Origin of the sequence: Bradyrhizobium sp. BR 10289 (genome assembly GCF_019455385.1) — a bacterium.
Lineage (GTDB): Bacteria > Pseudomonadota > Alphaproteobacteria > Rhizobiales > Xanthobacteraceae > Bradyrhizobium.
Window position 1 is genome coordinate 59,970 of the sequence record NZ_JACOFR010000009.1, and the last position, 26,470, is coordinate 86,439.

The following is a 26,470-nucleotide window of genomic DNA, read 5'->3' on the forward strand; positions in this document are numbered from 1 at the left end:
TCGCCTTGCTTGATCCCGATCAAATCGGCCAACTGCCGATCGGGCAGGATTGCGTTCAATCGAGAAGCGATATGGAGGCTGCGATGCAGGCGCGCGACGTGATGGTATCGCCGGTCGTTACAGTTGGACCGAACGCAACCGTTCGCGAGGTGGCTCGGACCATGCTGGAACGACGCATAAGTGCCGTTCCGGTCGTCGATACCGAGAACAAGGTGCTCGGAATCGTCAGCGAAGGGGATTTGCTGCACAGGGCGGAGGCCGGGACCGAACGCTCCCCATCCTGGTGGCTGCGCCTGGTGACCGGTGATGCCCAGCTCGCGGCCGACTACGTCAAGTCGCATTCCATCAAAGTGCAGGACGTCATGACACGGGACGTCACCACCGCCGCGCCGGAGACGCCGTTGCACGAGATTGCGGCGCTTCTCGAAGAGCGCCAAATCAAACGCGTTCCTATCATCAGCAAGGACGGCCAGTTGGTCGGGATCGTCAGTCGGGCCAACCTGCTTCAGGGGATTGCGAGTGCGAAACCGCAGCTTGAACTTTCGATGCCGGACTCCGCCATCAGGACGAGGTTCTTCGAAGAGCTGAGGAAGCAGCCTTGGGCTCACAGGTTCAACGTGAACGCGACCGTGCAGAATGGCGTCATCGATATCTGGGGTTTCGCGCCGTCGTTCGCTGAACGCACGGCCATTCGCGTTGCCGCCGAAGCGATACCCGGCGTGGTGACCGTAAATGATCACCTGCTGGAAACTCCGGTCTTCGTCTACTGATCTAAATGCAAGTGCTGCATGACCAATTATATCAGACCGTTCCTCGACATCGGATTGGCTGACGTCAACCTGGTCGGCGGCAAAACCGCTTCGCTTGGCGAACTGTATTCTGCTCTCGCCTCGCAAGGAATCGCCGTCCCGAACGGTTTCGCGATTACGGCGAACGCCTATCGCGAAGCGTTGTCGCGAGACGACGTCGCGGACGAGTTGCACCAGCTCCTCGACGGGATCGACAAAGGCAACATCAGGCAGCTCGCCAGCAAGGCGGCCAAGGCACGCGCGGTCATATACAGCGCGGTGGACACGCTCCTCCTCCGCAATCAGGTCGAAGAAGCCTATCGACAACTCGAACGCGAGGCGGGGACCGGAGTTGCGGTGGCCGTCCGCAGTTCTGCAACGGCCGAGGACCTGCCAACAGCGAGCTTTGCCGGCCAGCACGAAAGCTTTCTCAACGTGCGCGGGCCGAAGGATTTGTTCGAGGCGTGCCGGCGCTGCTTTGCGTCGATTTTCACAGACCGCGCGATCTCCTACCGCATCGACAACGGCTTCGATCACTTCAAGGTCGCGCTTTCTGTCGCCGTAATGAAAATGGTTCGGTCCGATCTGGCGGCCAGCGGCGTCGTCTTCACCCTCGATACCGAATCCGGCTTTCGTGATGTCGTCTTCGTCACCGGCTGCTACGGTCTCGGCGAAACCATCGTGCAAGGCCAGGTCGATCCGGACGAGTTCTACGTCCACAAGCCGACGCTGCGCCAGGGATATCGCCGCGTGCTGCGGCGCCGGCTCGGCGCCAAGCAGATACGCATGATCTACGGCCAACGGGGTGGCGATCATGCAACGCTCACCCGCAAGGTCCCGGAAGCCGAACGCCGGAAGTACTGCATCTCGGACCCCGAAGTGCTGAGCCTTGCCGAGATGGCAGTCCGGATCGAAGCTCACTATTCGAAACGCGCCGGCGTCCCGACGCCGATGGATATCGAATGGGCCAAAGACGGCGCGGACGGACAGCTCTATATCATCCAGGCCCGACCCGAGACGGTCGCGTCGCGGCGTTCTGCGGACGTCTATGAGACGTACAATCTGAAGGAACGCGGATCCGTCATCGTCCAAGGTCGAGCAGTGGGAGAGAAGATCGCTTCAGGACGCGCGCGCCGCGTCGTATCCGGGCGCGATCTTTCGGCTTTCAAGCCGGGCGAGATCCTGGTGGCACCCGCCACAAGTCCCGATTGGGAGCCGGTCATGAAGATCGCCGCCGGCATCATCACCGATAAGGGCGGTCGCACCTGCCATGCGGCCATCGTGGCGCGCGAGCTGGGCATTCCCGCCGTGGTGGGGGCCACGCTCGCAACGGAAAGGATCGAGACCGGGACTGAAGTCACGATTTGCTGCGCCGAGGGCGACGTCGGAAGCGTCTATCAGGGACAGGTCGCGTTTGAGGTGACCAGGACACCCGTGACGCAGCTTCGGCAGCCGCGGACGGCCATCATGGTGAATGTCGGAACGCCGGAGATGGCGTTTCGCACGGCGATGCAGCCACAAGCCGGAGTCGGTCTCGCCCGGATGGAATTCATCATCAGCGAACATATCCGCGTTCACCCGATGGCATTGCTGCAGCAGGACAAGGTCAAGTCAGCCAAGGCGCGGACCGAGATCGCCCGCCTGGTCCGGAACTTCAAGAGTCCGGCCGACTTCTTTGTTCAACGTTTGGCGGAAGGCGTCGGCACCATCGCGGCGGCTTTCTATCCGAAGCCGGTGATCGTACGGCTTTCCGATTTCAAGAGTAACGAATATGCCAGACTGATCGGCGGTGACGGCTTCGAGCCCAGAGAGGAGAATCCGATGCTGGGATTTCGGGGCGCGTCTCGCTACAGCCATCCCGCCTACGCCGAAGGGTTTGCTCTGGAATGCGCGGCCCTCCGCCTGGTGAGGAAAGAGATGGGACTCTCCAATCTCCGCGTCATGGTCCCATTCTGCCGAACGGTCGCGGAAGGCCGGCGCGTGATCGCGACGATGGCAGCCAATGGACTGAAGCGCGGCGAAGACGATCTCGAGATCTACGTCATGTGCGAGATCCCGAACAATGTCATCCAGATCGATGCCTTTGCGGAACTGTTCGACGGCTTTTCGATCGGCTCCAACGATCTCACCCAGCTCACGCTGGGAGTCGATCGCGATTCCGATATCGTGGCCTTCGACTTCGACGAACGTGACCCGGGAATGCTGGAGATGTTCCGGCTGGCGATCACCGGCGCCAAGCGCAACGGTCGCCATATCGGCATCTGCGGCGAGGCGCCTGCGAACTATCCGGAGATTGCGCGATACTTGACCGGGCTGGGCATCGATTCCATCAGCGTCAATCCTTCAAGCGTCTTTCGAACTATGGCCGTGGTGTCCGACGCCGAGACCAATACGCTGAAATCAAACACGTGATACCGGCTCGTAACGGTCAGATCACATCCGGGACGGCAGCGGCATGAATGCGCTCTGCCGCGGCGTTGACCTTGATCATCGTTGTCGTCAGCTCGCCATAGATCTGGTCGTCAATGGTCACCACGCCGAAATTCGAATCTTCACCGTCGAAACGCCCCTCCGCCGGCTGATCGGCGTGTTCAAACCAGTGATAGCCCACCACATTCGGCTTGCTGAGGGCTGCCACGACGTAGCCTTCGAAAGCCCGCGCGCGATCGGTCTGCGTGGCCACGCGCGGTCCTCCCCCTTTGGAATTTGGCAGGCCCGCGTCATCGCCGCGGAAGGAGAATTCGGAGATCAGACATGGCTTGCCGGCGACCGCATAGGCGTCGATGAACGGGCCAGGGGCGAACTCGTAGCAATTGAACGAGATCACATCGAGGTGGCGTCCGGCTGCGGCGATCACACCGGGCGAGGGCAGCCAGCCGAACCGGGATCCGATCACGAGGTGATGGGGGTCAGCGGCCTTTATTGCCGAAACACAGACTTCGAAATATTTGTCTGCCACGACGGCGACGAAGGCGTCGCAATCTGCCGAGAACGCCTCGCGCGCGGGATCAGCCAGATTGGCGCGGGTCTCGAGCGCGTCGTTCAAACCGCCGGGCGGCAGTCTCAAGAACGGCGCCACGACGTGGGCTATGCTCCCAAGCTCCTCCCATGATCGCGCCGGTGTGCGCCATACCGCGTTGAACTGGGAGATTTCCCGGTAATGCGCCTGCAGGCTCGAAATGGCAGCGAGCCGGCCAGGACGATGAGGCGGAAGGTTCAAAAACAGCACGAGCAACTCGTTAGGTCCCCGCGCGTCGGTCGACCAATAGAGTTCGTTGTCGATGAAGGTGCCGAGCAAGCCGGGATCATTGCGACGAAGCGAGCAACGCTCATTGGCCCTCGCGCGGATGTGCGCGGCAAATTCGGGATCGAAGACATCCGGAAATACCTGGTCGCGTCGGTGCAGACGAAAAGATGCGCCGAGCTCTCCGGTCGGGGCTAGCGCCAGCGGTTGCGATCCCGCACTGGCGACGCCTTCATCCGACCAGCAGCCGATCGTGTTGAATTGCCAGCTTGCCAGCCGGTCAGCTACGGCGACGCGCCAGGCTTGCAGGCTGCCGTATTTGGCTCGGCAAGCCTCCGCATAGGGCACACGATCGGTGCCGCCGATACGATCCTGATCGAAACGGACCGTGTTGACTCCCTTCGAGAGGAAGCGGCCGCCATCGGGATCGACGAACCAGAAGACGCCATCGCGCGCGGCGATGCGGAAAAAGCCGCTTCCCTCGAGGCCGTCGTCGACGACCCCTCCCCATCTGGTTCTTCGCAAGCGCGCCCCCGGCAACAGGCTAAGGATGCCCGTTCCATCGCACGGCCGAGCCAAGAGGTCTTGACCTATCTCAAAACCCTCCGGAACCAGCATGACTACCAATGTCGCAGGGAACAACGAGCGTGAGATCAACTGGCTGGCCGCGCAACGGCGTCAGGTCATCGGTCGAACAGGACCAAGCAGGTCGTCCATGCCGACATCGCGACTGCCGAACACCGCAAGCCTGCGCCCGGGTTTCATCTGGGGCGTCTCCACCTCGAGCTTCCAGATCGAAGGTGCAACGCAGGAGGATGGGCGCGGGCCGAGCGTCTGGGACATCTATTGCCGAGGCGGCGGCATCAAGAATCACGACACCGGCGACGTCGCCTGCGACCATTATCACCGCTATCGCGAAGACGTCGGCCTCATGAAGACGCTGGGGGTGCAGGCCTACCGGTTTTCGGTGGCCTGGCCGCGCGTCTTGCCGCGCGGGTGCGGATCTGCCAACGAGGCTGGCTTGTCATTCTATGACCGGCTCGTTGACGAGCTCTTGGCCGCCCGCATCGAACCGTGGCTGTGCCTGTATCATTGGGATCTGCCGCAGGCCCTCGAGGAGCGCGGTGGGTGGCTCAATCGGGAGTCGGCTCTCTGGTTCGCCGATTATGCGGGTTTGATCGCGGCACGCTTCGGTGACCGGGTCAAGCGTTTCGCGACATTCAATGAGCCGTCGATGTTCAGCTTGTTCAGCCGTTCGCTCGGCAAGCGGGATCGCAGTGCCGAGGACGATCTGCACCGCATGATCCACAACGTCAATCTTGCCCATGGAGCGGCGGTGGATGCGCTTCGGGCCAACGTGATCAACGCCTCTATCGGTTGCATCCACAACCACCAGCCATGCCGGCCTTCGAGCGCAAGCGAAGCCGATGCAGCGGCTGCTGCACGCCTGGATGTGTACTGGAATGCGGCCTTTCCCGACCCGCAATGCCGCGGAGAATATCCGCCATCGATGCGCGCGGCCATCGATCGGCATATGCAGCCAGGCGACCTGGCGCGGATTTTCCGCCCGCTCGATTGGTTCGGCCTGAACCATTACAGCCCGGTTTACGTGAAGGCGCGGGCGGATACGATGTTGGGCTACGACTTCGGCGACAAGCCGGCCAACATTCCGTTGACCCCTATCGGATGGCCGATCGAGCCCGCCGCTTTCAGCCAGACGCTGCAGGATGTGCACGCGCGATATGGCCTCCCCATCTACGTCCTCGAGAACGGCTATGGCGATTCCGGCGAGCCCGACCAGACCGATGCGGTGATCGACCCGGGCCGAATTGAGTTCTTGAAGGCCTATATCGATGCGATGAACGAAGCCGCTTCCAGAGGCGTCGACGTTCGCGGCTATTTCGTCTGGTCGCTGCTCGACAATTTCGAATGGGACTCCGGGTACAGCATCAGGTTTGGGCTGACATACGTTGACTATGCTTCGCTCCGGCGAACCCCGAAATCGTCTTTCGGCTGGTATGCCGGACTGATCAGGGCGATGCAGCCAGGATGAAAGCAACGTCTGGGAGGCTCGGAAATTCCTTGACCCAATACCAGCCCGTCTCATTCTGGATGACGACGTCGCGTTCGTCGGCCTTCGCAACCTGATGGAGGTCGAGGGCCTTGGCTGAGATAGCGCAACCCGAAATCGTGACCCTGACCATCAACCCGGCTGTCGATATCGCGACTTCGGTCAAAAAAATGGTGCCCTACACCAAGATGCGCTGCGCGGAACCTCGGCGCGATCCCGGCGGCGGTGGGATCAATGTGGCGCGAGTGCTCAAACGGCTCGGCCTTGAACCAACCGCAGTCTATCCTTCCGGAGGGGCAACCGGCCGAACCCTGACGACCCTGGTCGAGCGCGAGGCGGTGCGCAGCATCGTCATTCCAACCTCGAGCGATACCCGCGAAGACATCACGGTTTTCGACGAGGCAAGCCGGCAGCAGTTTCGACTGGTGTTTCCAGGCGCCTTCCTCAAGGAGCCCGAGTGGCAGCAGTGCCTCGATGCAATTTCGCGCGTCAGTCCGCAGGCTGCGTTTGTCATCGCAAGTGGCAGCCTGCCTCCCGGAGCGCCGGCTGATTTCTACGGCAAGGTCGCACGAGCATCGAAAGGGGCCGCCAAGGTCATCGTGGATACATCCGGAGCTTCGCTCAAATCCGCGTTGGAGGCGGGTGTCTATCTCATCAAGCCCAATCTTCGGGAATTTCAGGAGCTCGCCGGGACTGGCTGCGCCGACGAGCCTTCGCTGTTAGCGGCCGGTCGGCGCCTGCTCGAGGACTATCGCATCGAGATCATTGCGCTCTCCATGGGCCCCAACGGGGCCTTGCTCCTGACGCGCGACATTGCCTTGCGTGCAAATGGCCTTCCCATGGAGCCCGTCAGCGTTTCGGGGGCGGGCGACAGCTTCCTTGGGGCAATGGTGTCGAGCCTGGCCAATGGCGACAACCTCGATACTGCCCTGCGCTATGGTGTTGCCGGCGGTTCGGCGGCGCTGCTCAATCCTGGAACGGAGCTTTGCCTAGGAGCCGACGTTCATCGCCTCGCAGCGGGTGTGACCGTATCAGCTATCGCCGGCGACCATGCCTAGCGGCGTCGGATACCGATCGCCCGGCGAACGGAAATTGTTGCTGCGCTTCTGGAAGAGCGCTTGCGGCTTCTGGGCTGGCAAGTCGGCAGGCTGGGCTTGGCTCCTCACCGTGCTCCTCATTGCGACGGTGCTTCTGCAATTGCTGACGCAGTATTCGCTGAACTTCTGGAATCGCGACTTCTTCAACGCCGTCGAGCGCAAGGACGGCAAGGAGCTCCTGAACCAGGCGATGCGATTCATCCCGCTCGTCGCGGCCAGCCTGTCGCTCGCCGTCTTCTCGGTCTGGGGGCGGATGACACTGCAGAGGAGGTGGAGAGCCTGGCTCAGCGACGAGCTCTACCGCTATTGGCTGGAGCGGAACCGCTTCGTGCGGCTGAACTTCGTGACGGGAGACTATCAGGCGCCCGAATACCGCATCGCGGAGGACGGGAGGCTGGCAACGGACCTGCCGGTCGACCTCATTCTCGGGCTGCTCGGCTCCGTGCTGACCGCAACCACCTTTATCGGCGTCCTTTGGGTGGTCGGAGGCAGCCTCACGATAGAAGCAGCGAGCCTCGCCGTGACCATCCCCGGATATCTGGTGGTCGCGGTCGCCATCTATTCGATCATTGTGGCGGCAACGACGATGCTGATCGGACGCCGGCTGACACACGTGCTGGAGGAGAACAAGCGGACTGAAGCCCAATTGAGGGCCATCGGGACCCATGTGCGCGAACACGGAGGGGACGCGGCGCCCGGAGCGGAAGGCGAGGATGGACTCCGTACCATTCGCCCCGCCCTCAAGGCCGTGATTGCAGCGTGGCTGGATTATTGCTGGCAGCTCATGCGACTGACAGTCATAACTCACACAAATTCGCTGCTGACACCGGTGATCGGGTTGCTGCTCTGCACGCCGAAATATGTGGCCGGCACGATGCTCCTCGGCGAGGTCGTTCAGGCAGCGGCGGCGTTCGTCGTCGTCCAGAACGCCTGCAGCTGGTTCACGGACAACTACCCACGTCTGGCGGAATGGGCTGCATCGGCGAACCGCGTCGCGTCGCTGCTTCTCGCGCTGGACAAGATTGATAATCCCCCAGACGACGAGCCAAGCTCCACACGCTCCTGACTTGGCGCGGCCGATTTGCTCGGCTCATCCGAAAAGTTGATTTGCCTCAATATGAAAGCCGCTTTTCGCCATAGTAAGCACCACACTGTATTCGAAGGCGTACATGCCGATTGATCGTCGAGATATTCTGCGCACCCTGCTTGGCGTCGGCGTCGGCTCCATGAGCTGCGCATCGCCGTCGAACGCGTCAACGGCGTATGAGGACGTTGCACGCGCAATTCGGGCTCCCCTGCTCGGCACACCGAGAAATCAAGAACTCGTGCGGTTTGCCTGCCTGGCCGCAAACAGCCACAACACGCAGCCTTGGACTTTCAAGGCAACGGAGACACGGATCCGAATTGCTCCGGACTATGCGCGCCGCACGCCGGCCGTTGATCCGGACGACCATCACCTCTTCGTCAGCCTCGGGTGCGCCGCGGAGAACCTCATCCTGGCGGCGTCCGCTCTTGGACTGAGGGCCAATGCGCACGTGGAGGATGACGTCATTGCCGTCGACCTCGAACCTGGGCCGGTTGTCACATCGGCGCTATTTGAGGCCATACGTTGGCGCCAGTGTACCCGCGCCAAGTATGACGGCCAGCCGGTTGCCGCAGACCATTTGGGCCTGCTCGAGAAAGCCTGCGCCGAGCAAGGCGTTTCAGCAATATTCATGACCGACAAAACGAGAATGGCGAACGTGGCCGACTACGTGCTTCAAGGCAATTCGGCACAAATGCGCGACAAGGCCTTCATGGACGAGCTCGTGAAATGGATGCGCTTCAGCGAGACCGATGCGGCAGCAGCGATGGACGGCCTGTTCTCGCGCGCCTCCGGCAACCCCGCGCTGCCCGGATGGATCGCGCGCCCGCTGCTTCGCTTCTTCTTGACCGAGAGCGGCGAGAACCAGAAGTATCGGGAGCATATCGAAAGTTCGGCGGGCGTCGTGGTGCTGACAACCGATACCTCAAACAAGGCTCACTGGGTCGCGGTGGGTCGTGCCTGTCAACGCTTCGGACTGCAAGCGACAGCTCTTGGTCTCAAATATGCGTTCATCAATCAACCCGTCGAAGTGGCCGCTCTCAGAGCACAATTCGTCTCCTACCTTGGGATCGGAGACCGCCGTCCGGACATCGTCATGCGGTTTGGCGCGGGCCCCGATCTGCCCAAGTCACTGCGCCGGCCGCCGCAAGCCGTGATGGCTGCCCCGTGACCAGGATACGCGCGGCAGCCGCGTGCTGGAGCGCCCACAGACGCGTCGTCGAGCGCCCGCAGTCGGGTGCCTGTCGCTGATGCTGGTTGGTTGCTACTGTTGCTGAATACGGTTCAGATAATCGATGACAGCAAGGATGCGTGTTCGCACCACGACTTCCGGGCTTTGCTCCGGTCCAGCCTTCTTCCAGTAGTACGGATCAACATAGTGAGGCAAGTTGACGATCGGATTGAAGCGCTCGCCCCAGATCGGCATTTCACGCGTGCCGTGCGCGGGAACGGTCTTCGATCCATAGATGGTTTCGTATACGGCGTTGGTCGGAAAGACGCCGTTGTTGTTCCTGGCCAACCTCGTCAAGTCTGGAGGCGATACCTTGAGCTGGTCGCTGACAGGCCCTTTGCCCTTTCCATCCACACCGTGACAGCTCGCGCACGAAGACTGAAATTCTGACCGGCCGATGTCCACGTCTTCGGCATGAACCGCGCCGGAAGACCCGATGGCAAGGCCGGCAATCATCAACCATTTCGCGCGCCAGATCGTCATAGCTGCACCGCAATGTTCGGATAAATGCTCCTAGCAGCGTCGACTTTGGTCCAGCTTGACCTAGGTCAACGACTTTCACGATGGCAAAGGACGGCTTCAGGGGACCGGCGGTCGGGGCGGGAGTTGCATAAGGGTAGCTGATTACGCCCAGGACTACGCCCAGGACCTGCATCGCCTGTCCCGCCGTCAGCCCAGAAAGTGCACGCATGCGCCTCGCACGACACGCAACTGCTGGCGCTACAGCGGCCGCGGATGAACTGGCAGTGCCGCGCGATTCATTGCCGCAAGCAAGGTTGCGATAGCGCTCATGATCACCAGGCCTGCGAGGGTGACGAGCGTCTGTGACACCAGGCTGTTCCAACCGAGGTTCAGAACGGCGTGTCCCGCGAAGGACAGCAGCACACCGACGCAGTAGATCACGAGGGCGTATTCGCCGCATTGCACAAGCGGGCGAAGCGCCCGCGCTCTCAAGATGTCGAGATTGCTTGGCAGGAAGCGCCAACAGAGCAGCGCGAGCGCCATAAAGTGCATCAAGCGCAGGATATCAAGATTGCTCTTATCGACCGGGTAGATCAGACGCGAAAGCCATCCCGGCACATACGCCTCGATCGAATGCACCTGCCATCCCAATGTGATCAGGAGCGAAAAGACCAGATAGACCACGGACGATGCAGCCAAGGTCTCCGACCGGAGAATGGCGGACTGCCACCTGCCGCGGCTCGCCCCCCAGCAAATGCCGATCACGAACAGCAACTGCCAGTTCAGGGGGTTGAAGTAGATCTGTCCTGTTGGATAAGCGTCCATGTACCAGTCAAACTTGTGAGAAAGCAGATACAGAGCGATCGACCCGGTCAATGCCAAGGGCCACGCGCGCATGACCGCGGGCAGGATAGCGAGCAGGGCAAAATGAAGTGTGACCATCAAGAGCAAAGGGTCCAGGTTCACGGGTGAATATCGCAGCAGCAGCGCCTGGAACAACGTGTCGGCCGGCTTCTCCAGCATGATCGCGAGGTTGGCATGGTCCAGCATGCTGGTCTGATAAGCCGCCAGGTAGGACACTTCTCCCAACAGAAATACCAGCGTCACGACGTAGGCGGCATAGATCTCGAATGAGCGCCGGAAGATGCGCAGGCAAGCAACAGCCAGGCCCGATCGTCGCGCAATGTCACCATATACGATGCCGGAGGCGAGCCCCGACAAGAAGACAAGTATCTCCGCGGCGTCGCTGAACCCGAAATTCTTCGGTGTGAAATGGTTCAGATAGCTTTCGGGGATGTGGTCGATGAAGATCCACCACAGCGAAAGCCCACGAAAGAGATCGATCCGCAGATCCCGCTCGATCAACGGCGGCGGTGTCGCCACGCTCCACTTCATCTGTTCGTCTTCGCCGGTTGCCGGATCGGATGTCTCAATTCGTTTCGCCCGCTATCCCTCGATCGGCTGGGTACCGTCGAAGCGCATGAACGACTGCGATGCCTCTGGCCCGAACAGGACGACCGCATATGGCTGCGGCTTTCCGCCTTCCACGCCGGGACCCGACGGGCATCCCCGGAACCGCAAGTCCGCCGCTTTGGGACGCTCGGATAGGAGGCGACGAATCGCCGCGCCAAAATTCTACATCGCCACGACCGGCGAGGCAGCACCATTGGCTGGTTTGCGGCAATCGCCGGAGCTCAGTTCGTGGCGAGAAGCCGCTCCGACATATCATTGTTCGACGCGCTGATCGAAAGCTACCGGGCCACCGGGCTCCTGCCGACATAGAAGCATGACCTCGCTCGGTCCCTGTCAGCGTTCAATCCATGCGTTGCCGGCGCCGGCTGGGCCTGTCGCGGGAGGCGGCTGTGCGGCACGGCCGCGATCACTCGGCCATCCGCGCTTCTGCGCTTGATCGAGCGACGATCGTACGACCAGGCGATGGAAGGGCGCGATAAGAGCGATGTAGGCCCGGCCCAGCAGACGATTGTAGAAGACAAGTGTCGTTACGATCAGTCGACGGGGCCGGCCCTCGGATGTCGGTTGCAAGAGGACCGACACACGAAAATCGAGATGCCGGTCGTCCTCTCCCAGGATGATCTCGTCCTGGTCTCGAGCGAAGACACGAAAGATGCTGATGCGGTCACCTCCGCCGGCCTGCAGATCGGCTGCTCTTTTAAGGCCGAAAGGCCGCACGAGAATGTCTCGGATGCTCATCAGCATCGCGATCCACCCAGGTTGCTGTTCGAAGACATGTCGTGCGAGCGCCTCTACGTCCCCGGAGGCCGTTTCTGGCAAGTCCGCCGAAAACGCATCGGCAAAATCGGCTCGGCCGTAGGACGAGCTCAGCCGCGAGACCGACGGCAAGTCGGCCGGCTCGATCTTGGGACACCTACGCATGCTCGGGCACCGACGCTGAGCTCCGAGCCCCCTCATCATGCAGGATCAGAATGGTCATGAGTGGCCCCGCCGTTTCACACGGATTATGTCGGCAGAAGCGCATCATCATCAATGAGTCCGATTGTAATCTTACCTTCTCGCCGCGCTAAGACCCGCAGGCCGCGCAGGATATCTTCGGAACGGTAGCGCAGAACAGGACCTCACTGACAGCACCGCTGATGGAGATGTCAATAGCATCAGCCTTCGTCAACAAAATGCTGGTGTTTCGCCACTTCTGAGCCGCTCAAAGATCTCATGAATTCCGGACTTGGCGCGGTCCCTCTCTTCTCTTAGTTGTGGGTTGAAGCCCCTGGACTCCTACCGCCATTCCACACACCAGCCGAACATGCGCTATCCCGGTGTCATTTAGGCGAGAACATCAGCGCATTCGCCCCGGCATCAGGGGCGATGAGCCGCGTCCACGTGTTGGCCGGACGGATTTGCTTCTCAATCCCGAGCTCTCTGTAGCAAACCAGCCCGCCTTTTCCTGTTCCCCGACGCGGGCACTGATATTGATGATGCCGAACTCTCCTCCTCGTCCCGGGCAAGGAGAGAGGCGTCGATTTCGGGTTGCCAGTGTGGTGCAACGAGCACCTCGCCAAGGCGCACCCGGAGGTCGCCGGCAGCGACGCGGTGGCCACGAAGAAGCGGCAGGTAGTTGTCGCGCTCGGCGCGCTCCACATCCTCATCGCTCGCAGTCGTGAAAGTCGTGACCAGTTGACGTGCGACGAACGGCGCCGCCACGCTGGTGCCCTGCAGGATGGATCGTGATCCGCTGTGCACGCCGGCCGCGACCGTGCCGGGGAGGCAGAGCAGACGATCCGACATCGACCCGCAGTCGATCCTGGCCTCCGGCAACTCACCGTTCTGCATTCCGGCTCCGCTGTAACGCGCGGGACGTCCCTGCGCCATCGATGAGCCCAGGCCGGCTTCGAGCCGGAAGCCCGCGACCGTAATCGATGCGTTGGCGGTCCCCAGCGCGTTCAGGCTGCCGAACCGCCGAACCAGGGCACCGGCCGTGTCGTCCTCCCGCAGCGATCCGTCCTTGTCGATGCGCATGTCGAGCGGGTCGTCGAAATAGCTCTGGCGTGCGCCGGAGCGAAAGCTCTCCGGGTCCGTGTCACGCTGAATCCAGCAATGGATCGGTTCTGGCAGCGGCGCCGCGGTCGCGTTGCGCTTGATCACGATCATCCAGGCGCCCGGCGTGATGCCGCGATGCTTGCCGTTCCCCGGCTCCGACGGCGCGGTGGTGATCAGCACGCGCCATCGCTTGCACCTGTGGTAGTCGGCACTGATTAGGCCGACCACATGATTGTCGTCGAATATCTTCGCAGAGCGGCTCCTTGCGTCACGGCCGTTTCGGCCAGTTGCAGCCTTGCCGGCCGATCCGAATGGAAGCGATCCGCGCGGCAAGTCCGATGGATCGTGCATCGCGATGGTGTATCCGACGGGATCGAACGCCTCGGGAAACCAGAGCTCGACATAGTTCGGCGTACGGTCTGCGGGCTGCAGCCGCCACCGCAACCGCGTCTCGCCGCCGGCTAGTTGGTCCTCCGCGATCCGCGCGTGCATCCGCTCCAGGAACGAATTCCCGGCCGGTACGACGAGCGCGGTGGGGCCTGACAATCTACGTCGCGCATGAATCAGTTCGCCGATCGCCGCCTCGACGTCGATCCGCCCGTCATGCGAACCGCCGAAATAGCCGTAGCTGAAATTGACGACGAGACGTGCTCGCGCGATGTCGTATCCGCGCGCAATCCGCTCGGCGCGATCGAAGATGTAGTGGAAGGCCGACAGCAGATACATGTCCTTGCCGACGCCAGACGTGTCCATAGTGAGCAGGTTGGGGAGCTGCACGGCGACGATGCGGATCTCCTCCACGGGCTCCTCGCTGCGTTCCTCGGCGTATCCCGTGGCTAGGTCCATCACATGGGCGCCATGCGTCGTGTGGCGGGCGAGCATGCTGGCGAGGCCTTCGGTGTCGTCCGTCGCCCCAGCGGCGCGATACAGCGCGTCCTCGTCGTCGCCGTGGCTCGCGATCAGGGCTTCGATGTCCTCACGCGTGTATTCGCGACCGAACAGAACGCTGTGGCGCCGATCGGCCTTGGCCGATTGCAGCCAGCAGAATTCAACGCGCGTCCGCTTACCATTGCTACAACGGAAGTTCCGGTGGGCGAACGGGAGCCCGTCGTCAATGATGGCGAAGATTGTGATTCGCCGTTCGCCTGCGCCGCTGATCTGGCGACCCTTCAGCTTCCCGCGGCCCAGCAATGCGAGGTCGGGTTGCCAATGCGGCGACGACGGCACGCATTCCCGCATCGCGGCCCGCTTTACCGGCAGTCCGACGCGAAACTGCGCTTTTCGAAGGTCGACGGATTCCGCGAACCGACGGAAACCCGTCTGGCTGACGCCGCGAAGAAGACGCCTGTGCAGTTCTGCCGGGCTATCCCAGTTGTTCAGACCTCTGTCAGGCCTGGCGAGGACGAAGGGAACGAAGCGGGGTCTGAATGGCGGCTTCGCCGGCGATGCGGGCTTCCACAGCGTCGGCACCCAGATCGAGACTCCTCTGGCCGGTGGCGACCTGCGCACTGGCCCGTCGATGAGTTCCAGCTCCGCGAGCGCGGTCAGGTATTTGGCCGCGCCTTCGGGCGCGGGAAATGCGAAGTCCCTGCCGTCGCCGAACCTCCAGAACTCATAGACGCCAAGTCCCGGCTGCAGCGGGTTGACGATATTGCGGTGCCTGCGGGCTCGCCGGGCCATTACACCGACCCGTTGTGCAGGTCGAATTCGTCGGCGACCTTTCCCCACAGCCAGACAAAGACCTCGCTGCGGGCGACGGCATGATGACCGGACCTGGTCACACCGAAATCCTGGTTGTTTCCCTTTTCGAACTCCTTTTGATAGAAATCGCGTTGCCCTTGGGCGGAATATTCGTACGCGTCGACGCTCACATTGACTCCACACTTTGCCAGAATGATCTGGCCCACGGCGCGGCCAAGAATCGCGCCGGCCCAGCTGTCGATCGGATAGTGCACGCCGGCGACTGTGCGGTTGACGGCAATCCGCTCAGCAAGTTTTCCGAGCAGCGCCTTGCGCTGCCGGAAATCCGTGTAATGCTGCCGTTGTTGCTCCACCAGGCCCCGCAGGACCTCCGCAACCGCATAGGCCTCGGTGGCATGCGCGCTCGGAAAGCTGCCATGGGCGGGTGTCGGGATCATCGGCATGACCTGCGCGCCGGTGCGCCCCGGGCGGCGGCAGGCCATGTGATGCTTGACGACCATCGCGACATGAGAGGCGAGCACCTGCGTGATGCCGATCAGCTCGAAAGTGTAGCGATTGAACGACTGCAGGCCGAGAATCATGGCGAAGTACGGGGTCGGGAAGCCGAGTTGTGTCATCACCTCGGCCGCACGGTCCGGCCGCTGATCGAGATAGGCGCGCATCAGAGGAAGTTGCTCGGCGAAGGCCTTCATCGTCGGACGACGCAGGATGGCGAACACACCGTTGCGCTTGCCGTAACTCAGAGTCACCCGTTCGGGGCGCGTGCCGATCTCCCAATTGAGATCCTTGAGAAAATCGGTGAGATAGACCGATGACCGGACCCAGTCGGCCCATAGCGCCATGTTCTCCCGTTTGGAAAAACCGAGCGGATGAATTGTCTGCGGCAATGGGCTGTGGGTGGCGACATGCGTGATCGACTGCTCGGTAATCTGCAGCGCTTGCACCAGTATCGGGTCGTAGACCGGATCAGCGCCGGCGCCGAGAAATGCACCCAGCCCGGTGAAATTCAGCGTACCATTTCCCCCCGTGCCGCCGGTCCCTCCAGTGCCACCGGTGCCGCCTGTACCTCCGGTTCCGCCCGTGCCGCCCGTCCCACCCAGAATCGACATGTTGTCCCCCGAACCTAAGGTATCCCGGCTGCGCTGAGAGCCTCTGCGGCACGCTTTCCGAATTCGTAGTCCGCTGCTGGATGGTTGCGGCGATAGGTCGAGACCGTAAAGCCAGGCTGGCGGGCCAGCAGGTCGGCAGCAGCGAGTCTGGCGTCCTCGATCCGTCCCAGATGGTGCAATGCGACAATCTTAGTGCGCAATGTTGAGATATGCCGGTCGTTGAGCGTCAGCGATCGCTCTGCCAACTCCAGCGCCAACGCGTAGTCGCCGCGCGCGAGATGCGCCGTCGCGTTCAGTGTATCGAAGAAGTAGGCAAACGGATCGAGCGGGGACAGCCTGCAGGCTTTCTCGGTTGCCGCGACCGCGGACGCGCCCTGGTCACGAAACGCATGAAGCGTGCCCTTCAACAGCCATGACAGCGCTGAATTGGGGTTGCTTCTGAGGGCGCGATCGTAGCGCTCGTCGGCAATATCGAGCCGCCGCAACAGATTGTTGTGAGCGAAGCCGTCTATGGTGAGGCAGAAGGCGTTGTCGGGGTTGATGTCGAGCGCCCGCGCCGTGCAGTCGACGGCACGCTGCGTGTCCTTGGCGGGATCGGTACTCCACCCGTTGAACACACTCAGAATATGCCACTTGCCCTGCCAGGCGTGGGCCTCGGCCGCGTTCGGCGCGCGTCGCAGGGCTTCTTCGATCAGGTCACGGGATCTGGCGAATTCGCGCAGAGAGGCACGGTGCATGAGACCGACACCGGCGAGGAGAAGCCGATGGTCCTCGAGGTCCTTCAGTTGCCGCTCCGATACGTGCGCGATCGAGTCGTCGGCGATGGAACGACCGACGGCGCTCACGATGGCGGCAATGCCGTTCGCAGACTGATCGAGAAACGCGTCGATCGGGCCGGCAAATTGCCGCGTCCACAGGATGTGGCCAGTGGCCGTATCGACGAGGTCGGCGTCGAGTACCATCGATTGGGCCCCGATCCGAAGTGTCCCCGTCACGCAATAGTCGACGGCGAGACGCGCCCGGACCATCGGGATATCGACGATTCGATGATCGAGCGCGCGGCTCGACAGATGGGAAATCACCGCGAGCAAATTCGAGCGAGAGAGCGAGCGGCATACTTCCTCTGAAAGCCAGTCGCCGAGAACGGCATGCCCGGAAGTCTCCGCCATGGTTCGGAACGGCAGCACTGCGATGGCCGGCAGCATCGATCGCGGCGTGAGCTGCGTCGAGCGGCTGTAGAGCGAATAGATCTGCTCCGGATTTTGGCGCATGGCATCGAGCCAGCGCACGAATCCCTCATCGCGGACGCCGATGCCCTCCAGGAATTCGCCGGCGCCTGGGCGTCCGACGAATGCCACGCGTGTCAGGTCGAGCGCGAGGTCGGAATTCGTGCTGCTCAGCACGTCGGCAAAACAGTCGCCCATCACCTGCTTGATATCCGACAAGGCCCGTCTCAGGCTCTGCCTGCCGGTATCGTAGCAGGTCGTCCCCCAGAGCGTCTCCTGCAGAAAGGGGCGCGTACGGCGCCCGAACGGCGCGGTCGCTAAAAGCGCAAAAAGAGCCTTATGCTTCGCGCCTGTTATTTCAAAGCCGTCCGGCTGCGTGGATCGTACCACGCAAGCTCCAAACAAGTTGATCTCAATGCGCTTGGTCTCCACCATAGTGATCCTGACGGCGGGACAATTGGCGATCTGAAATGGCTTTGCATCTATACGATGCGGACCATTTAGCACAACTCCAGCGACGCCTCCAAGCGCCTTCACGCTTTTTTCACGTCGTCCACGGCGACGTCCTGCATTAGCCTCTCGGTATGGGTAGATCCGACGGTGACGATGAACAGGCGACAGGCCCGCCGGGCGAGCCGGCCGCTCCAAGCGACCTGATCGATTTTTATCGCCGTTGGCGGGATTTCCGACCAGCAGCCATAGGCCTGGCGCGGCGCTCGGATATGTCCGTACTCGAGCAGCAGACGATCCGCTGGCTCATCCTGCTCGTCGATCGCATCAGCGAGCAGGATCTGCGGTGACGAGACGCAAGCGACGCTGATGGCCGCCCTCGCCGCCGATGGCGTTGATAGCTGCCACGAGCCGCAGGCGCGCGCCTTGCTCTATCTGACTGTATTCTTCGGTCACGTCATCCATCTTCGTGGTTTGCGCGATTTCACGTCTATTTCACGCAGTCGAATGCGGGTCCCGCATTATCCTCATGAGATCAGCAACCCGAGCGAGACGACTGCGAGCTTGAGAGACGCAATGTCCTTTTTCCGATGTCGCGTTTGCGCCGCGAATGGCGGCAGTCCCGACAGCATCGTGGGAGCGAACGTATGACGCCATTGCTCAACTTCGTGACCGGGCTCTCCGCGGTCTTTCTGCTGGTGAGCCTGTTCGTCCCGATCATTCAGGAGCTGCTGTCGCAGGCGCTAGCGTTGCGTGCGCGCTACCTGCGCCTCGCGATCATTGCGCCGAAGAGCCGGCGGGACTGGACTTTGCGCGGGTGGGCGATTCCTGTCTCAGCATCGATCCGCTGTCTTCGCAGGGAATCCAGACCGCGATCGCATCTGGCCTGCAGGTTGCTGTGGTGGTGAACACGATCCTGCGTCAGCCCACCAATGCGCGGGCGGCGATCGCATTCTATGCCGCAGCCCAGCGCGAGCGCTGCATGAACCATTCGGCCAAGACTGCGCGCCTCTATGCCGAACGTGCCGCGCTCGTCGACGCGCCGTTCTGGCGGGAGCGCGCGACGCACCACGCCGAGACGAACGCGTTCGAGCCTGAAACGGCTCGCCTCGCCCCAGATATCAGGCTGGGCCTTTCGCACCAGGCATCAATCGAGGACGAGTTCGCCATTCGTGGCGACATGATCGAAACCACCGACGCGCTGCGTCACCCTTCATTAGTCCGTCCAGCAGTCTTTCTCGACGATATCGCGCTGGTGCCGCTGATACGGCAGATGAACCGTGGCGAGACCGCAGCCGACATCGTCACCGCCTGGTCGGCACGCCTGCCGTTGGATCGATGCTGGCAGCTGCTGGATTGGTTGTGGCTACGGCGCATCGTCGTTCCGGTCATCGAGGTTGGAGAAGTCGCGGCGAGGTCTTCCGCGACGGATTGCGGCCTCGAAGGAGGTAGACATGTTGAATGACATCGCAGCAGCGAAGGCGAGCGCCTTCACACTCAAGAGCGACGCCGCTTGGGCACGCGTGCACAAACTCCTTGCGCGCCTTCAGCGCCTGCCTGGCAGATGCAGCGCAAAGAAGCGTCTGGGACTGGACGTGTAGGTGTATCGCGCAATTGAAAGATGATTGTTGTCTTGTTATTTGCACAGGAGAGAAAGATGTCGGCATCCATCAGTGGACTGAACGCCTCGAATGCGAACCTTGCCGCCCCCGGCGACCCGATCATCCGCAAGCGAGAGATCCAGGGAGACGTGCTGGTCGGGCTTCAGAAGGACGAGGAGCACTTCCTCTTCTTCAAAATCGTCGACGTCGCCAGGTTCAAGGCCGCACTCCGCGATTACATCATCGCCGAGATCACCACAACCGAGGAAGTTCTGTCGCGCGAGATCCAGATCAAGGCCTACAAGGCTTCGGGGCGTCGCAGCCGGCTGCCGTTCGTCGGCCTGAACATCGGCTTTTCCAACGATGGACTGTCGGTGCTGCTCGGAGCGAACGGCACCGACGGGATGGATGCGTCCTTCGTGGCGGGCGCGGGTGTGCGTGCCGCGGGGCTCCTCGATCCGGTCGATGCCAATGGCAAGCCGGACTGGCTGGCGGCTTTCGCCAGCGACACCATTCACGGCGTGCTGCTCGTCACCGGACCGGCCGCGAGCGCCAGCGCGGCGAAAAGCCCGGCGCAAAAGAAGGTGGACGACATCGTCAATGTGCTCGGCCACTCGATCAAGCTCGTCTATCGCGACGTCGGCGTCACGCGCCCGCAACGCGGTCATGAGCATTTCGGCTTCCTCGACGGCGTCTCCAATCCCGGCGTTCGTGGCATCACCCCCCGTGACAATCCCGCCGACGACAATCAGGGCGTTCCCGGGCAGGATCTGCTGTGGCCGGGCGCCTTCGTGTTCGGCTATCCGGGACAAGATCCGAACCAGCCGTTCGAGAAGCCCGGCGCGCCGCCCGCGATGGCGCATCCCTGGATGGCGGACGGCTCCTACATGGTATTCCGCAGGCTCAATCAGTTCGTGCCTGAATTCCACAACTTTCTGCAGAGCGAGGGTCGGGCGCTCGGCATCGATCCGCAGCTAGTCGGCGCGCGCATGGTCGGCCGCTGGCAGAGCGGCGCGCCGATCATGATCGCGCCGCTGCAGGACGATCCGGCACTCGGAGCGGATCCCAAGGCAAACAACAATTTCGAATTTTCCCAGGACACCGGCGAACGTCGCTGCCCGTTCGCCGCGCATATCCGCAAGACCTATCCGCGTGACGATCTCGAGGACCCGAACAAAGTCGGGCTGCTCAATCCAGAGGGGTTCGTGCAGGCCCATCGCATCATGCGTGCCGGTATTCCGTTCGGCCCGGAAGTGGCGGAGGACGAAGAGAAGACCAAGCACGAGCGCGGTCTGATGTTCGTCTGCTACCAGACCTCGATCATCGAGCAGTTCGAATTCATCCAGATCAGCTGGGCCAACGCAACCGGCTTCCCGATAAACAAGGTGCATCCCGATAAGACACCGGCAACGCCGGGGCACGACCCGATCATCGGGCAAGCAAAGGGGGCGCGCGCGATGGATGAGATCCTTCCAAACTATCCGATGGGCGACACCCGCTCGACCCTGAACATGCCCGACGCCTTCGTGAAGCCGAGCGCCGCCGGCTACTTCTTCGTGCCCTCGATCTCTGCGCTGCGCAACACGCTGGCTCACCCGTGACGCCACGCCTATCGGGTTCGCCCGTCCAGGGACCGCGGGAGGGAGCGATCGTCGACCTTCGCATGTGCTGCCCCAAACCGTTTCGTGGCCGCTCCCGCCCCTTTACATCGGGAGTGAGCGGACCAACCCGACCGTGCGACGACGCCCGACAGCGAGCATGAATTTGTCACTGCCTGCGCTCCTCTCGTCCGCGGCGGACGCCGGCCAACGGCCGCGCCTTCTCGCCGACATCGCATGCGCCTTTCCGGAGCTGCGGGTCGAGCAGATCGCGGCCGGCTCCCCGGCAGCCGTCGGCGAGATGGAAGCGCCACACCTGCACGGCAGGCGCCGCCATGTCGGTGACGGTTACAAGGTCGTCGCGTTGGCCTCGGACGGCAGCCCGTCGCGGGCCGGCATCCAGCTGCCCAACGGCACGATCATCGCAAGCTACGTCGAACGGGGGCGGCATTGACAGATCTTGCCGCCGGCTCGGCGCGAAATGAACCGCGGAGGAATGGGGTCGCAAGACTGCCGCCTCCCGAACGAAGCCTCCACAAACTCTTGCTTCATTTCAAATAGCTCGCAAGATTCAAGCTCAGGATCTTGCCGAGCGCCGAATAGGAGGCCGTGAGCTGCGTCTGATAGGTCGACAGTTGCGCCGTGACGGCGGCGACGTCGACGCTGGTGAGATCGTTCGACAGCGTCTCGGCATAGCTCTTGTAGTCGGTCTGGCGTGCGCTCGCGGTCTCGATCGATGACGCGGCGCCGGACAGTTTTGCCTGCACGGCCGCGGTGTCGTCGAGCGCCGTGCTGGCGAGATCCAGTGCGCTGGTGATATCCGAGGACGACAGCGTCGTGCTGTTGGCCACGAATTTCAGCACGCGCATCACCTCCTCGAACGCCGAATTGTCCGCGTTGACCCCGTATGACACGGTTTCGTCGGCCGCGACCCGCACCGAGGCGATCTCGTCGTCGCCATTGTAGTAGCTGGTGTCGGCCGTGGTGGTCGAGCCGGTGCCGGACGAAAAGCTCGTGAGGTCGACCGGTGCCGTGCCGGTCTTGCCGCCGGCGAAGACGTACTGGCCGTCATACTGCGTGTTCATCAGCGAGCCCATCTGCTCCAGCATCTGCTGGGCGGAGCCGATCACCGAATTCACCTCGGTCGAGCTTCCCGTCGAGGCAGCGCTGAGCTGGGAGCGCAGCTGCGTGAGGATGTCGGTCACCGAGCCGACCGCCGAATACATCACCTGGACCTTGCTGTCGGCGAGCGTTGCCGAGTCGATATAGGACTGCGCGCGCGTCACCGAGACCTGAAGATTGACGACATGCTGGGCGTCGGAGCCATAGCCGCCGAAATCGGTCGAGACGACACCCGAGGATTCCTGGATCTGCTTGTTGGCCATGACCGATTCCACACGCATCGCGTCGGCGATCATCCGGCTCGACTGCGCGAAAGTGGCAACCCGCATCGCGACCATGGCGCCCTCTTACGTCGATTGCACGGCGGTGAGCAGCGCCGAGTACATGGAATTGATGGCCTGGATCAATGCCGATGCCGCCGAATATTTGTTCTGAAGCGTGCTCAGATTGGCCGATTCCTCGTCGAGGTTGACACCGGACTGCGACGACAGCGAGTTCGCGTAGGTTGATTGCGCCGTCTCCTTGGCCGTGTAATCGGTGGACGCCTGCGAGGCCTTGTTCGAGACGTCGGCCACGATGGTCGAGGCATAGTCGGCAAGAGAGCCCGTGGTGGCGGCGAGGCCGCCGGTCGCGGAAAATGTCCGGGACGACGTTAGCGCGTCGTAGAAGGCGTTGACCACCGTCGCCGAACCCGACGACAGCACATTGCTGCCGACAGTGAGGCTCGACGAGTCGTCCAGCGTCGCGAGCTGGAGCTCGTTCGTCCCCGATAGTATCTTGCTGTTGACCGCGATATCCGCCGCACTCGTTCCCGTGACGAGGTCGTTGAGGCCGAAATACTCCGAAAATCCTTCGCCGGAGCTTCCCACCGAGCTCGTCATCTCGTTGATGGCGACGCCATTGCCCGAGCCTGTCGCCGTGATCGAGAGATGGCCGTCCGAATCGACCGAAGCGGACAGTCCGGAAATGCCGTTGATGGCGGTCACGAGATCGCCGACCGTGGAATAGGACGACAGGTCGAGATCGCTGTAGGAGACCAGATTGCCGCTCTGGTCGGTGGCGGCGATGCGCACCGTGCCGGTCGCGGAGAGCGCGGTGCTGCCGGTGACGCTGGTCGTTCCGGCCAGGCTGGCCGCCGCCGGCACGGAAGACGCGCCGTTCGAGACGCCGTTCACCGCGGAAGCGAGCTGTTGCGCGAGCTGATCGAGCTGCGATTGCGCCGACGGCAGCGTGTCGTCGCGGAGTGTGATGAGCGAACCGATGTCTCCGCCCGATATCTGGGAGGTGATGTCGACGCCGTTCACTGTGATCGCGCTGAAGCCGCTCGACGACGATCCGGCGGTGTAAGTCGTCGACGCCGACACGTTGGCCGCAGCCGTATAGCTGATCGTGTGCGCGGACGAATCGACCAGTGCCTGTCCGGACGTCGTATAGATCTGGAGATCGCCGCTCGACGACGTGAAGTAGCTGACATTCATTTTGGAGGCGAGATCCTGGAGCGCTGTATTGCGCTGGTCCTCCAGATCCGCGGTCGACTGGCCGGTTGCCGACAGTTGCTTGATCTGATCGTTCAGATCCGCGATCTGCTGCAAGTCGGTGTTGACGTCGTCGACCGAGGACGCGATGTCCTGGTCGGCGTTCGACCGGAGCTTCTGGATCCCGCTCGACGTCTCCCGCAGCTGGCTCGCGACGTCGTCGAGCGCGCTGACGACGTTGGATTGCAGCGAGGCGCTGCTCGGCGTGCTCGCCAGCGACGAGAGTGCCGATTCCAGCGAGGCGATGGTGTTGGCGAGCGACGTTCCGGTCGACGAATCGTCCGTGCTGCTGGTCGAGCCGTAGAGCTTTTCGAGCGAGGTGAGATAGTCGTTGGTCGTGTTGGCCGCGCCCAGATCGGAATCCGCGCCGACCAGCGATTTGAGCAGCAGCTTGTCGACCGTCGAGGTGATGCCCGTCACCGTGACGCCGGTGCCGACGCCGTTGGTGACGCTGCTCGACTGGCTCGCGGTCTTCTTGGTATAGCCCGTCGTGTCGGCGTTCGAGATGTTCGACGACGTCACGCTGATCTGCACTGATGTCGCCGACAACCCGCTGAAGGCGATCGATCGTGCGATGTCGAGCGACATGGCGGGCTCCTCGAATAGTCAGGCGCTGCGGCTGGTGCCGCTGGAAACGGCGCGGGCGGCGGCGACGCGGCCGGAGGCGCCATAGGGCGAGACCGCGGCGATCTGCTCGCGGATCGCCTGCATGACGGCCTCGATCCGGCGGTTGCTGGCTTCGATCGCTGCGCGCAGGCGCACCAGATTCTCGTCCATCGCTCCACGCAGTTTCAGGATCCGCTCCATCAACTGCTCGCGCAGGATCGGGTCACGCACGTGCAGGCTGGTCGTTCCAGCCGCGCATTCGGCGACGATCCGCTCGAACATCTCGGCCAGCCGGTTCTTCTCGTCGACCTGCTTCAGGCGCGAGGCCGGCAGGCCCTTGGCGAGCTCGGCGTTCTCCTCCGCGACCAGCGCGATGAGCGTGTCGATCAGCGCGATCAGCGACTTGATCCGTGCATCGCCATTTGCGTCGTTGGTCGTCCTGGCTTGAACTACACTCATGGTCGTCGCCTTCTTTTAATTGTGCCGTTTGCCGCGCTGGACTTGCGAGCCGCGCAAATACGCGCCGATCGCGGTCGCCCTGACGGTCGCCTGCCTCATCTTGCTTTCGATCTCCGCGCATTCCCGCAGGAGACCGCGGCGGGCCGTCTCGATATCGTCGAGCAACGCGAGCAGCTGCTTGCGGTCGCTGCCCTTCACGCTCGCCGCCCGCGTCACCAGCCGTCTGAGCCGGCGCAGCAGGGCCTCTCCGGCCGCGCTCGCTTTCTCATCAGGCATCGCTCACCTCATCGCCGAGATCAGGGTGTCGTACATCTTGTTGACGGTGGAGATGACCTGGGACGCGGCCGAATAGGCCTGCTGCGCCGAGATCATGCTCGAGAACTGGCTGGAGGTGTCGGTGGTCGAGGATTCCAGCTCGCTGCCGTAGATCGTGCCCGCGCCGTTCTCGCCGGAGGCCTGCAGCGAGGCGTTGCCCGAGGTCACGGTCGCGGAATAGAGGCCGTCGCTGGCCGCGGAAAGCCCGTTGGGATCGGCGAAGGTCGCCACCGCGATCTTGTAGATCGCGATGGTCTCGCCGTTGGAATAGGTGGCATCGACCACGCCGTTCTTGCCGATCGAGACGCTCGACAGTTTGCCGTAGGACAGGCCGTCCGAATCGATGCTGGTGACGTTGACCGAAGGCGTCGTTTCGCCGGAGGCGTATTGCGTCAGCCCGTCCGTCCCGCCGACGGTGCCGAGATCCATGGTGACCGTGCTGTCGGCCGCGCCATCGGTCCAGCCTGTGATCGAGACAGTAGCCGGGCTCGGGCTGGTGCTGGCCAGCGAGCCATCGCTGTTGAAGGTGATGTCAATTGTACCGGACGCGGTGCCCGTCGCGGTCGTGGTGTCCGACGACGTCGTCGGATTGGCGAAGCTGGCGCTCCAGGTGTTGGTGCCGGTCTTGCTCCAGGTGATCTGCATCGTGTTGGCAGCACCGAGCGAGTCATAGACCGTCATCGAGCTGGTATAGGTGTCGCCGGTCGCGGCATCCGACGGCAGATTGGCCGCGATCGTGGTCTTGGTGGTCGCGCTGCCGCTGGTCGAGGCGATCTGGGTGTTGATGGCCGAGAGATTGCTGGCGGACTCGCTGCCGACGACATTGCCGTCCGCATCGGTGCGCCAGCCCTCGAGGTAGCTGCCGTTGTTCTCGAGATAGCCGGCATTGTCGATCGTGAAGGCGCCGTTGCGGGTATAGGACGTGGTGCCTCCCGACGTGGCGCTGGTCACGACGAAAAAGCCCGTGCCCTGGATCGCGACGTCGGTGGCGTTCGAGGTTGCAGCCAGCAGACCCTGCTGGGTGATGTTGGCTCGGCCCGAGACCGTGACGCCGCCCGAGGCGTAGGAGGTCGTGTTGCTCGACGCGGTCACCAGCGCGTCGAACATCCCCGAGGTGGTCTTGTAGCCGGTCGTATCGGAGTTGGCGATGTTGTCGCTGATCATCGACAAGGACTGGCTCTGGGCGCTGAGCGCCGAGATCGCCGAGGACAATGCACCGGTGAGACTCATGATGAAACTCCGAGGAAATCAGGACGGC

At 62.5% G+C, this 26,470-nt stretch carries 23 protein-coding genes and 1 pseudogene; 12 read left to right on the forward strand and 12 right to left on the reverse strand.

Annotated features, from left to right (window positions below; genetic code table 11):
• The first annotated feature begins 83 nt into the window (after positions 1-83).
• The gene (locus HYH08_RS17195; protein WP_220010990.1) at positions 84-770 is read left to right on the forward strand and encodes a CBS domain-containing protein; all 687 of its coding nucleotides are present in this window, start codon (positions 84-86) and stop codon (positions 768-770) included.
• 18 nt (positions 771-788) lie between these two features.
• Positions 789-3,200 carry a phosphoenolpyruvate synthase gene (gene ppsA, locus HYH08_RS17200; RefSeq protein WP_220010991.1) on the forward strand — a complete coding sequence of 804 codons (2,412 nt, stop codon included), beginning with the start codon at positions 789-791 and terminating at the stop codon, positions 3,198-3,200.
• A 16-nt stretch (positions 3,201-3,216) separates the two neighbouring features.
• Here the strand turns inward: ppsA and HYH08_RS17205 are convergent, their stop codons facing one another.
• On the reverse strand, positions 3,217-4,650 hold the full coding sequence (locus HYH08_RS17205) for a glycoside hydrolase 5 family protein (RefSeq protein ID WP_228747887.1): 1,434 nt from the start codon (positions 4,648-4,650) through the stop codon (positions 3,217-3,219).
• Between the two features lie 97 nt (positions 4,651-4,747).
• On the opposite strand from HYH08_RS17205, the gene HYH08_RS17210 reads away from it, so the two are divergent.
• The 4 genes from HYH08_RS17210 (at position 4,748) to HYH08_RS17225 (ending at position 9,455) form a co-directional block, all read left to right on the forward strand.
• Entirely contained in the window at positions 4,748-6,085 is a 1,338-nt protein-coding gene (locus HYH08_RS17210; RefSeq protein ID WP_220011149.1) for a GH1 family beta-glucosidase, read from the forward strand.
• Positions 6,086-6,195: 110 nt separating this feature from the next.
• Positions 6,196-7,161 carry a 1-phosphofructokinase family hexose kinase gene (locus tag HYH08_RS17215; RefSeq protein ID WP_228747888.1) on the forward strand — a complete coding sequence of 322 codons (966 nt, stop codon included), beginning with the start codon at positions 6,196-6,198 and terminating at the stop codon, positions 7,159-7,161.
• 37 nt (positions 7,162-7,198) lie between these two features.
• Positions 7,199-8,266, forward strand: coding sequence for an SbmA/BacA-like family transporter (locus HYH08_RS17220; RefSeq protein ID WP_228747889.1), 1,068 nt, complete (start codon positions 7,199-7,201; stop codon positions 8,264-8,266).
• A 103-nt stretch (positions 8,267-8,369) separates the two neighbouring features.
• The gene (locus HYH08_RS17225) at positions 8,370-9,455 is read left to right on the forward strand and encodes an Acg family FMN-binding oxidoreductase (protein ID WP_220010993.1); all 1,086 of its coding nucleotides are present in this window, start codon (positions 8,370-8,372) and stop codon (positions 9,453-9,455) included.
• Between the two features lie 93 nt (positions 9,456-9,548).
• On the opposite strand, the gene HYH08_RS17230 is transcribed toward HYH08_RS17225, so the two are convergent.
• Entirely contained in the window at positions 9,549-9,998 is a 450-nt protein-coding gene (locus HYH08_RS17230; protein ID WP_220010994.1) for a c-type cytochrome, read from the reverse strand.
• A 237-nt stretch (positions 9,999-10,235) separates the two neighbouring features.
• On the reverse strand, positions 10,236-11,372 hold the full coding sequence (locus HYH08_RS17235; RefSeq protein WP_220010995.1) for an OpgC domain-containing protein: 1,137 nt from the start codon (positions 11,370-11,372) through the stop codon (positions 10,236-10,238).
• Between the two features lie 279 nt (positions 11,373-11,651).
• Between HYH08_RS17235 and HYH08_RS37485 the strand changes: the two are divergent.
• Positions 11,652-11,759 (forward strand): annotated as a pseudogene (locus tag HYH08_RS37485) (TetR/AcrR family transcriptional regulator); the annotation flags it as partial.
• Positions 11,760-11,783: 24 nt separating this feature from the next.
• On the opposite strand, the gene HYH08_RS17240 reads toward HYH08_RS37485, so the two are convergent.
• The 4 genes from HYH08_RS17240 to HYH08_RS17255 form a co-directional block, all read right to left on the reverse strand.
• Complete coding sequence (locus tag HYH08_RS17240; RefSeq protein WP_220010996.1) at positions 11,784-12,371, reverse strand: DUF2867 domain-containing protein; 588 nt, start codon at positions 12,369-12,371, stop codon at positions 11,784-11,786.
• 486 nt (positions 12,372-12,857) lie between these two features.
• Positions 12,858-15,170 carry a S8/S53 family peptidase gene (locus HYH08_RS17245; RefSeq protein WP_220010997.1) on the reverse strand — a complete coding sequence of 771 codons (2,313 nt, stop codon included), beginning with the start codon at positions 15,168-15,170 and terminating at the stop codon, positions 12,858-12,860.
• Entirely contained in the window at positions 15,170-16,300 is a 1,131-nt protein-coding gene (locus HYH08_RS17250; RefSeq protein WP_220010998.1) for a phosphatase PAP2 family protein, read from the reverse strand. The genes HYH08_RS17245 and HYH08_RS17250 overlap by 1 nt, the downstream gene beginning before the upstream one ends.
• A gap of 14 nt (positions 16,301-16,314) precedes the next feature.
• A complete protein-coding gene (locus tag HYH08_RS17255; RefSeq protein ID WP_220010999.1) occupies positions 16,315-17,961 on the reverse strand; it encodes a tetratricopeptide repeat protein in 1,647 nt (548 codons plus the stop codon).
• A gap of 149 nt (positions 17,962-18,110) precedes the next feature.
• On the opposite strand from HYH08_RS17255, the gene HYH08_RS17260 reads away from it, so the two are divergent.
• The 5 genes from HYH08_RS17260 to HYH08_RS17280 all read left to right on the forward strand — a co-directional run bounded on the left by HYH08_RS17260 (position 18,111) and on the right by HYH08_RS17280 (position 21,629).
• On the forward strand, positions 18,111-18,326 hold the full coding sequence (locus tag HYH08_RS17260) for a hypothetical protein (RefSeq protein WP_220011000.1): 216 nt from the start codon (positions 18,111-18,113) through the stop codon (positions 18,324-18,326).
• Positions 18,327-18,623: 297 nt separating this feature from the next.
• Positions 18,624-18,884 carry a hypothetical protein gene (locus tag HYH08_RS17265; protein WP_220011001.1) on the forward strand — a complete coding sequence of 87 codons (261 nt, stop codon included), beginning with the start codon at positions 18,624-18,626 and terminating at the stop codon, positions 18,882-18,884.
• A complete protein-coding gene (locus tag HYH08_RS17270) occupies positions 18,881-19,441 on the forward strand; it encodes a hypothetical protein (protein WP_220011002.1) in 561 nt (186 codons plus the stop codon). The genes HYH08_RS17265 and HYH08_RS17270 overlap by 4 nt, the downstream gene beginning before the upstream one ends.
• A 192-nt stretch (positions 19,442-19,633) precedes the next feature.
• A complete protein-coding gene (locus HYH08_RS17275) occupies positions 19,634-21,178 on the forward strand; it encodes a Dyp-type peroxidase (RefSeq protein WP_220011003.1) in 1,545 nt (514 codons plus the stop codon).
• Between the two features lie 157 nt (positions 21,179-21,335).
• Positions 21,336-21,629, forward strand: a complete 294-nt coding sequence (locus tag HYH08_RS17280; RefSeq protein ID WP_220011004.1) for a hypothetical protein — start codon at positions 21,336-21,338, stop codon at positions 21,627-21,629.
• A gap of 94 nt (positions 21,630-21,723) precedes the next feature.
• Here HYH08_RS17280 and HYH08_RS17285 read toward each other — a convergent pair whose 3' ends face one another.
• From HYH08_RS17285 to flgE, 5 genes are read right to left on the reverse strand one after another with little or no spacing between them, the layout of a single operon-like run.
• Positions 21,724-22,635: a flagellin gene (locus HYH08_RS17285; RefSeq protein ID WP_220011005.1), complete on the reverse strand. Its 912-nt coding sequence runs from the start codon at positions 22,633-22,635 to the stop codon at positions 21,724-21,726.
• Positions 22,636-22,644: 9 nt separating this feature from the next.
• Positions 22,645-24,420, reverse strand: a complete 1,776-nt coding sequence (flgK, locus tag HYH08_RS17290; protein WP_220011006.1) for a flagellar hook-associated protein FlgK — start codon at positions 24,418-24,420, stop codon at positions 22,645-22,647.
• Positions 24,421-24,438: 18 nt separating this feature from the next.
• Complete coding sequence (locus HYH08_RS17295) at positions 24,439-24,897, reverse strand: flagellar protein FlgN (RefSeq protein ID WP_220011007.1); 459 nt, start codon at positions 24,895-24,897, stop codon at positions 24,439-24,441.
• A 15-nt stretch (positions 24,898-24,912) separates the two neighbouring features.
• Entirely contained in the window at positions 24,913-25,173 is a 261-nt protein-coding gene (locus HYH08_RS17300) for a hypothetical protein (RefSeq protein ID WP_220011008.1), read from the reverse strand.
• A 3-nt stretch (positions 25,174-25,176) separates the two neighbouring features.
• The gene (flgE, locus tag HYH08_RS17305; protein WP_220011009.1) at positions 25,177-26,442 is read right to left on the reverse strand and encodes a flagellar hook protein FlgE; all 1,266 of its coding nucleotides are present in this window, start codon (positions 26,440-26,442) and stop codon (positions 25,177-25,179) included.
• Positions 26,443-26,470 lie beyond the last annotated feature (28 nt).

Bases quoted from the DNA above. Each gene is read 5' to 3' on its own strand.
- HYH08_RS17195 (WP_220010990.1), top strand. From the start codon at position 84: ATGCAGGCGCGCGACGTGATGGTATCGCCGGTCGTTACAGTTGGACCG.
- ppsA (WP_220010991.1), top strand. From the start codon at position 789: ATGACCAATTATATCAGACCGTTCCTCGACATCGGATTGGCTGACGTC.
- HYH08_RS17205 (WP_228747887.1), bottom strand. From the start codon at position 4,650: ATGCTGGTTCCGGAGGGTTTTGAGATAGGTCAAGACCTCTTGGCTCGG.
- HYH08_RS17210 (WP_220011149.1), top strand. From the start codon at position 4,748: ATGCCGACATCGCGACTGCCGAACACCGCAAGCCTGCGCCCGGGTTTC.
- HYH08_RS17225 (WP_220010993.1), top strand. From the start codon at position 8,370: ATGCCGATTGATCGTCGAGATATTCTGCGCACCCTGCTTGGCGTCGGC.
- HYH08_RS17230 (WP_220010994.1), bottom strand. From the start codon at position 9,998: ATGACGATCTGGCGCGCGAAATGGTTGATGATTGCCGGCCTTGCCATC.
- HYH08_RS17235 (WP_220010995.1), bottom strand. From the start codon at position 11,372: ATGAAGTGGAGCGTGGCGACACCGCCGCCGTTGATCGAGCGGGATCTG.
- HYH08_RS17240 (WP_220010996.1), bottom strand. From the start codon at position 12,371: ATGCGTAGGTGTCCCAAGATCGAGCCGGCCGACTTGCCGTCGGTCTCG.
- HYH08_RS17245 (WP_220010997.1), bottom strand. From the start codon at position 15,170: ATGGCCCGGCGAGCCCGCAGGCACCGCAATATCGTCAACCCGCTGCAG.
- HYH08_RS17250 (WP_220010998.1), bottom strand. From the start codon at position 16,300: ATGTCGATTCTGGGTGGGACGGGCGGCACGGGCGGAACCGGAGGTACA.
- HYH08_RS17255 (WP_220010999.1), bottom strand. From the start codon at position 17,961: ATGGTGGAGACCAAGCGCATTGAGATCAACTTGTTTGGAGCTTGCGTG.
- HYH08_RS17260 (WP_220011000.1), top strand. From the start codon at position 18,111: ATGGGTAGATCCGACGGTGACGATGAACAGGCGACAGGCCCGCCGGGC.
- HYH08_RS17265 (WP_220011001.1), top strand. From the start codon at position 18,624: ATGACGCCATTGCTCAACTTCGTGACCGGGCTCTCCGCGGTCTTTCTG.
- HYH08_RS17275 (WP_220011003.1), top strand. From the start codon at position 19,634: ATGTCGGCATCCATCAGTGGACTGAACGCCTCGAATGCGAACCTTGCC.
- HYH08_RS17280 (WP_220011004.1), top strand. From the start codon at position 21,336: ATGAATTTGTCACTGCCTGCGCTCCTCTCGTCCGCGGCGGACGCCGGC.
- HYH08_RS17285 (WP_220011005.1), bottom strand. From the start codon at position 22,635: ATGGTCGCGATGCGGGTTGCCACTTTCGCGCAGTCGAGCCGGATGATC.
- flgK (WP_220011006.1), bottom strand. From the start codon at position 24,420: ATGTCGCTCGACATCGCACGATCGATCGCCTTCAGCGGGTTGTCGGCG.
- HYH08_RS17295 (WP_220011007.1), bottom strand. From the start codon at position 24,897: ATGAGTGTAGTTCAAGCCAGGACGACCAACGACGCAAATGGCGATGCA.
- HYH08_RS17300 (WP_220011008.1), bottom strand. From the start codon at position 25,173: ATGCCTGATGAGAAAGCGAGCGCGGCCGGAGAGGCCCTGCTGCGCCGG.
- flgE (WP_220011009.1), bottom strand. From the start codon at position 26,442: ATGAGTCTCACCGGTGCATTGTCCTCGGCGATCTCGGCGCTCAGCGCC.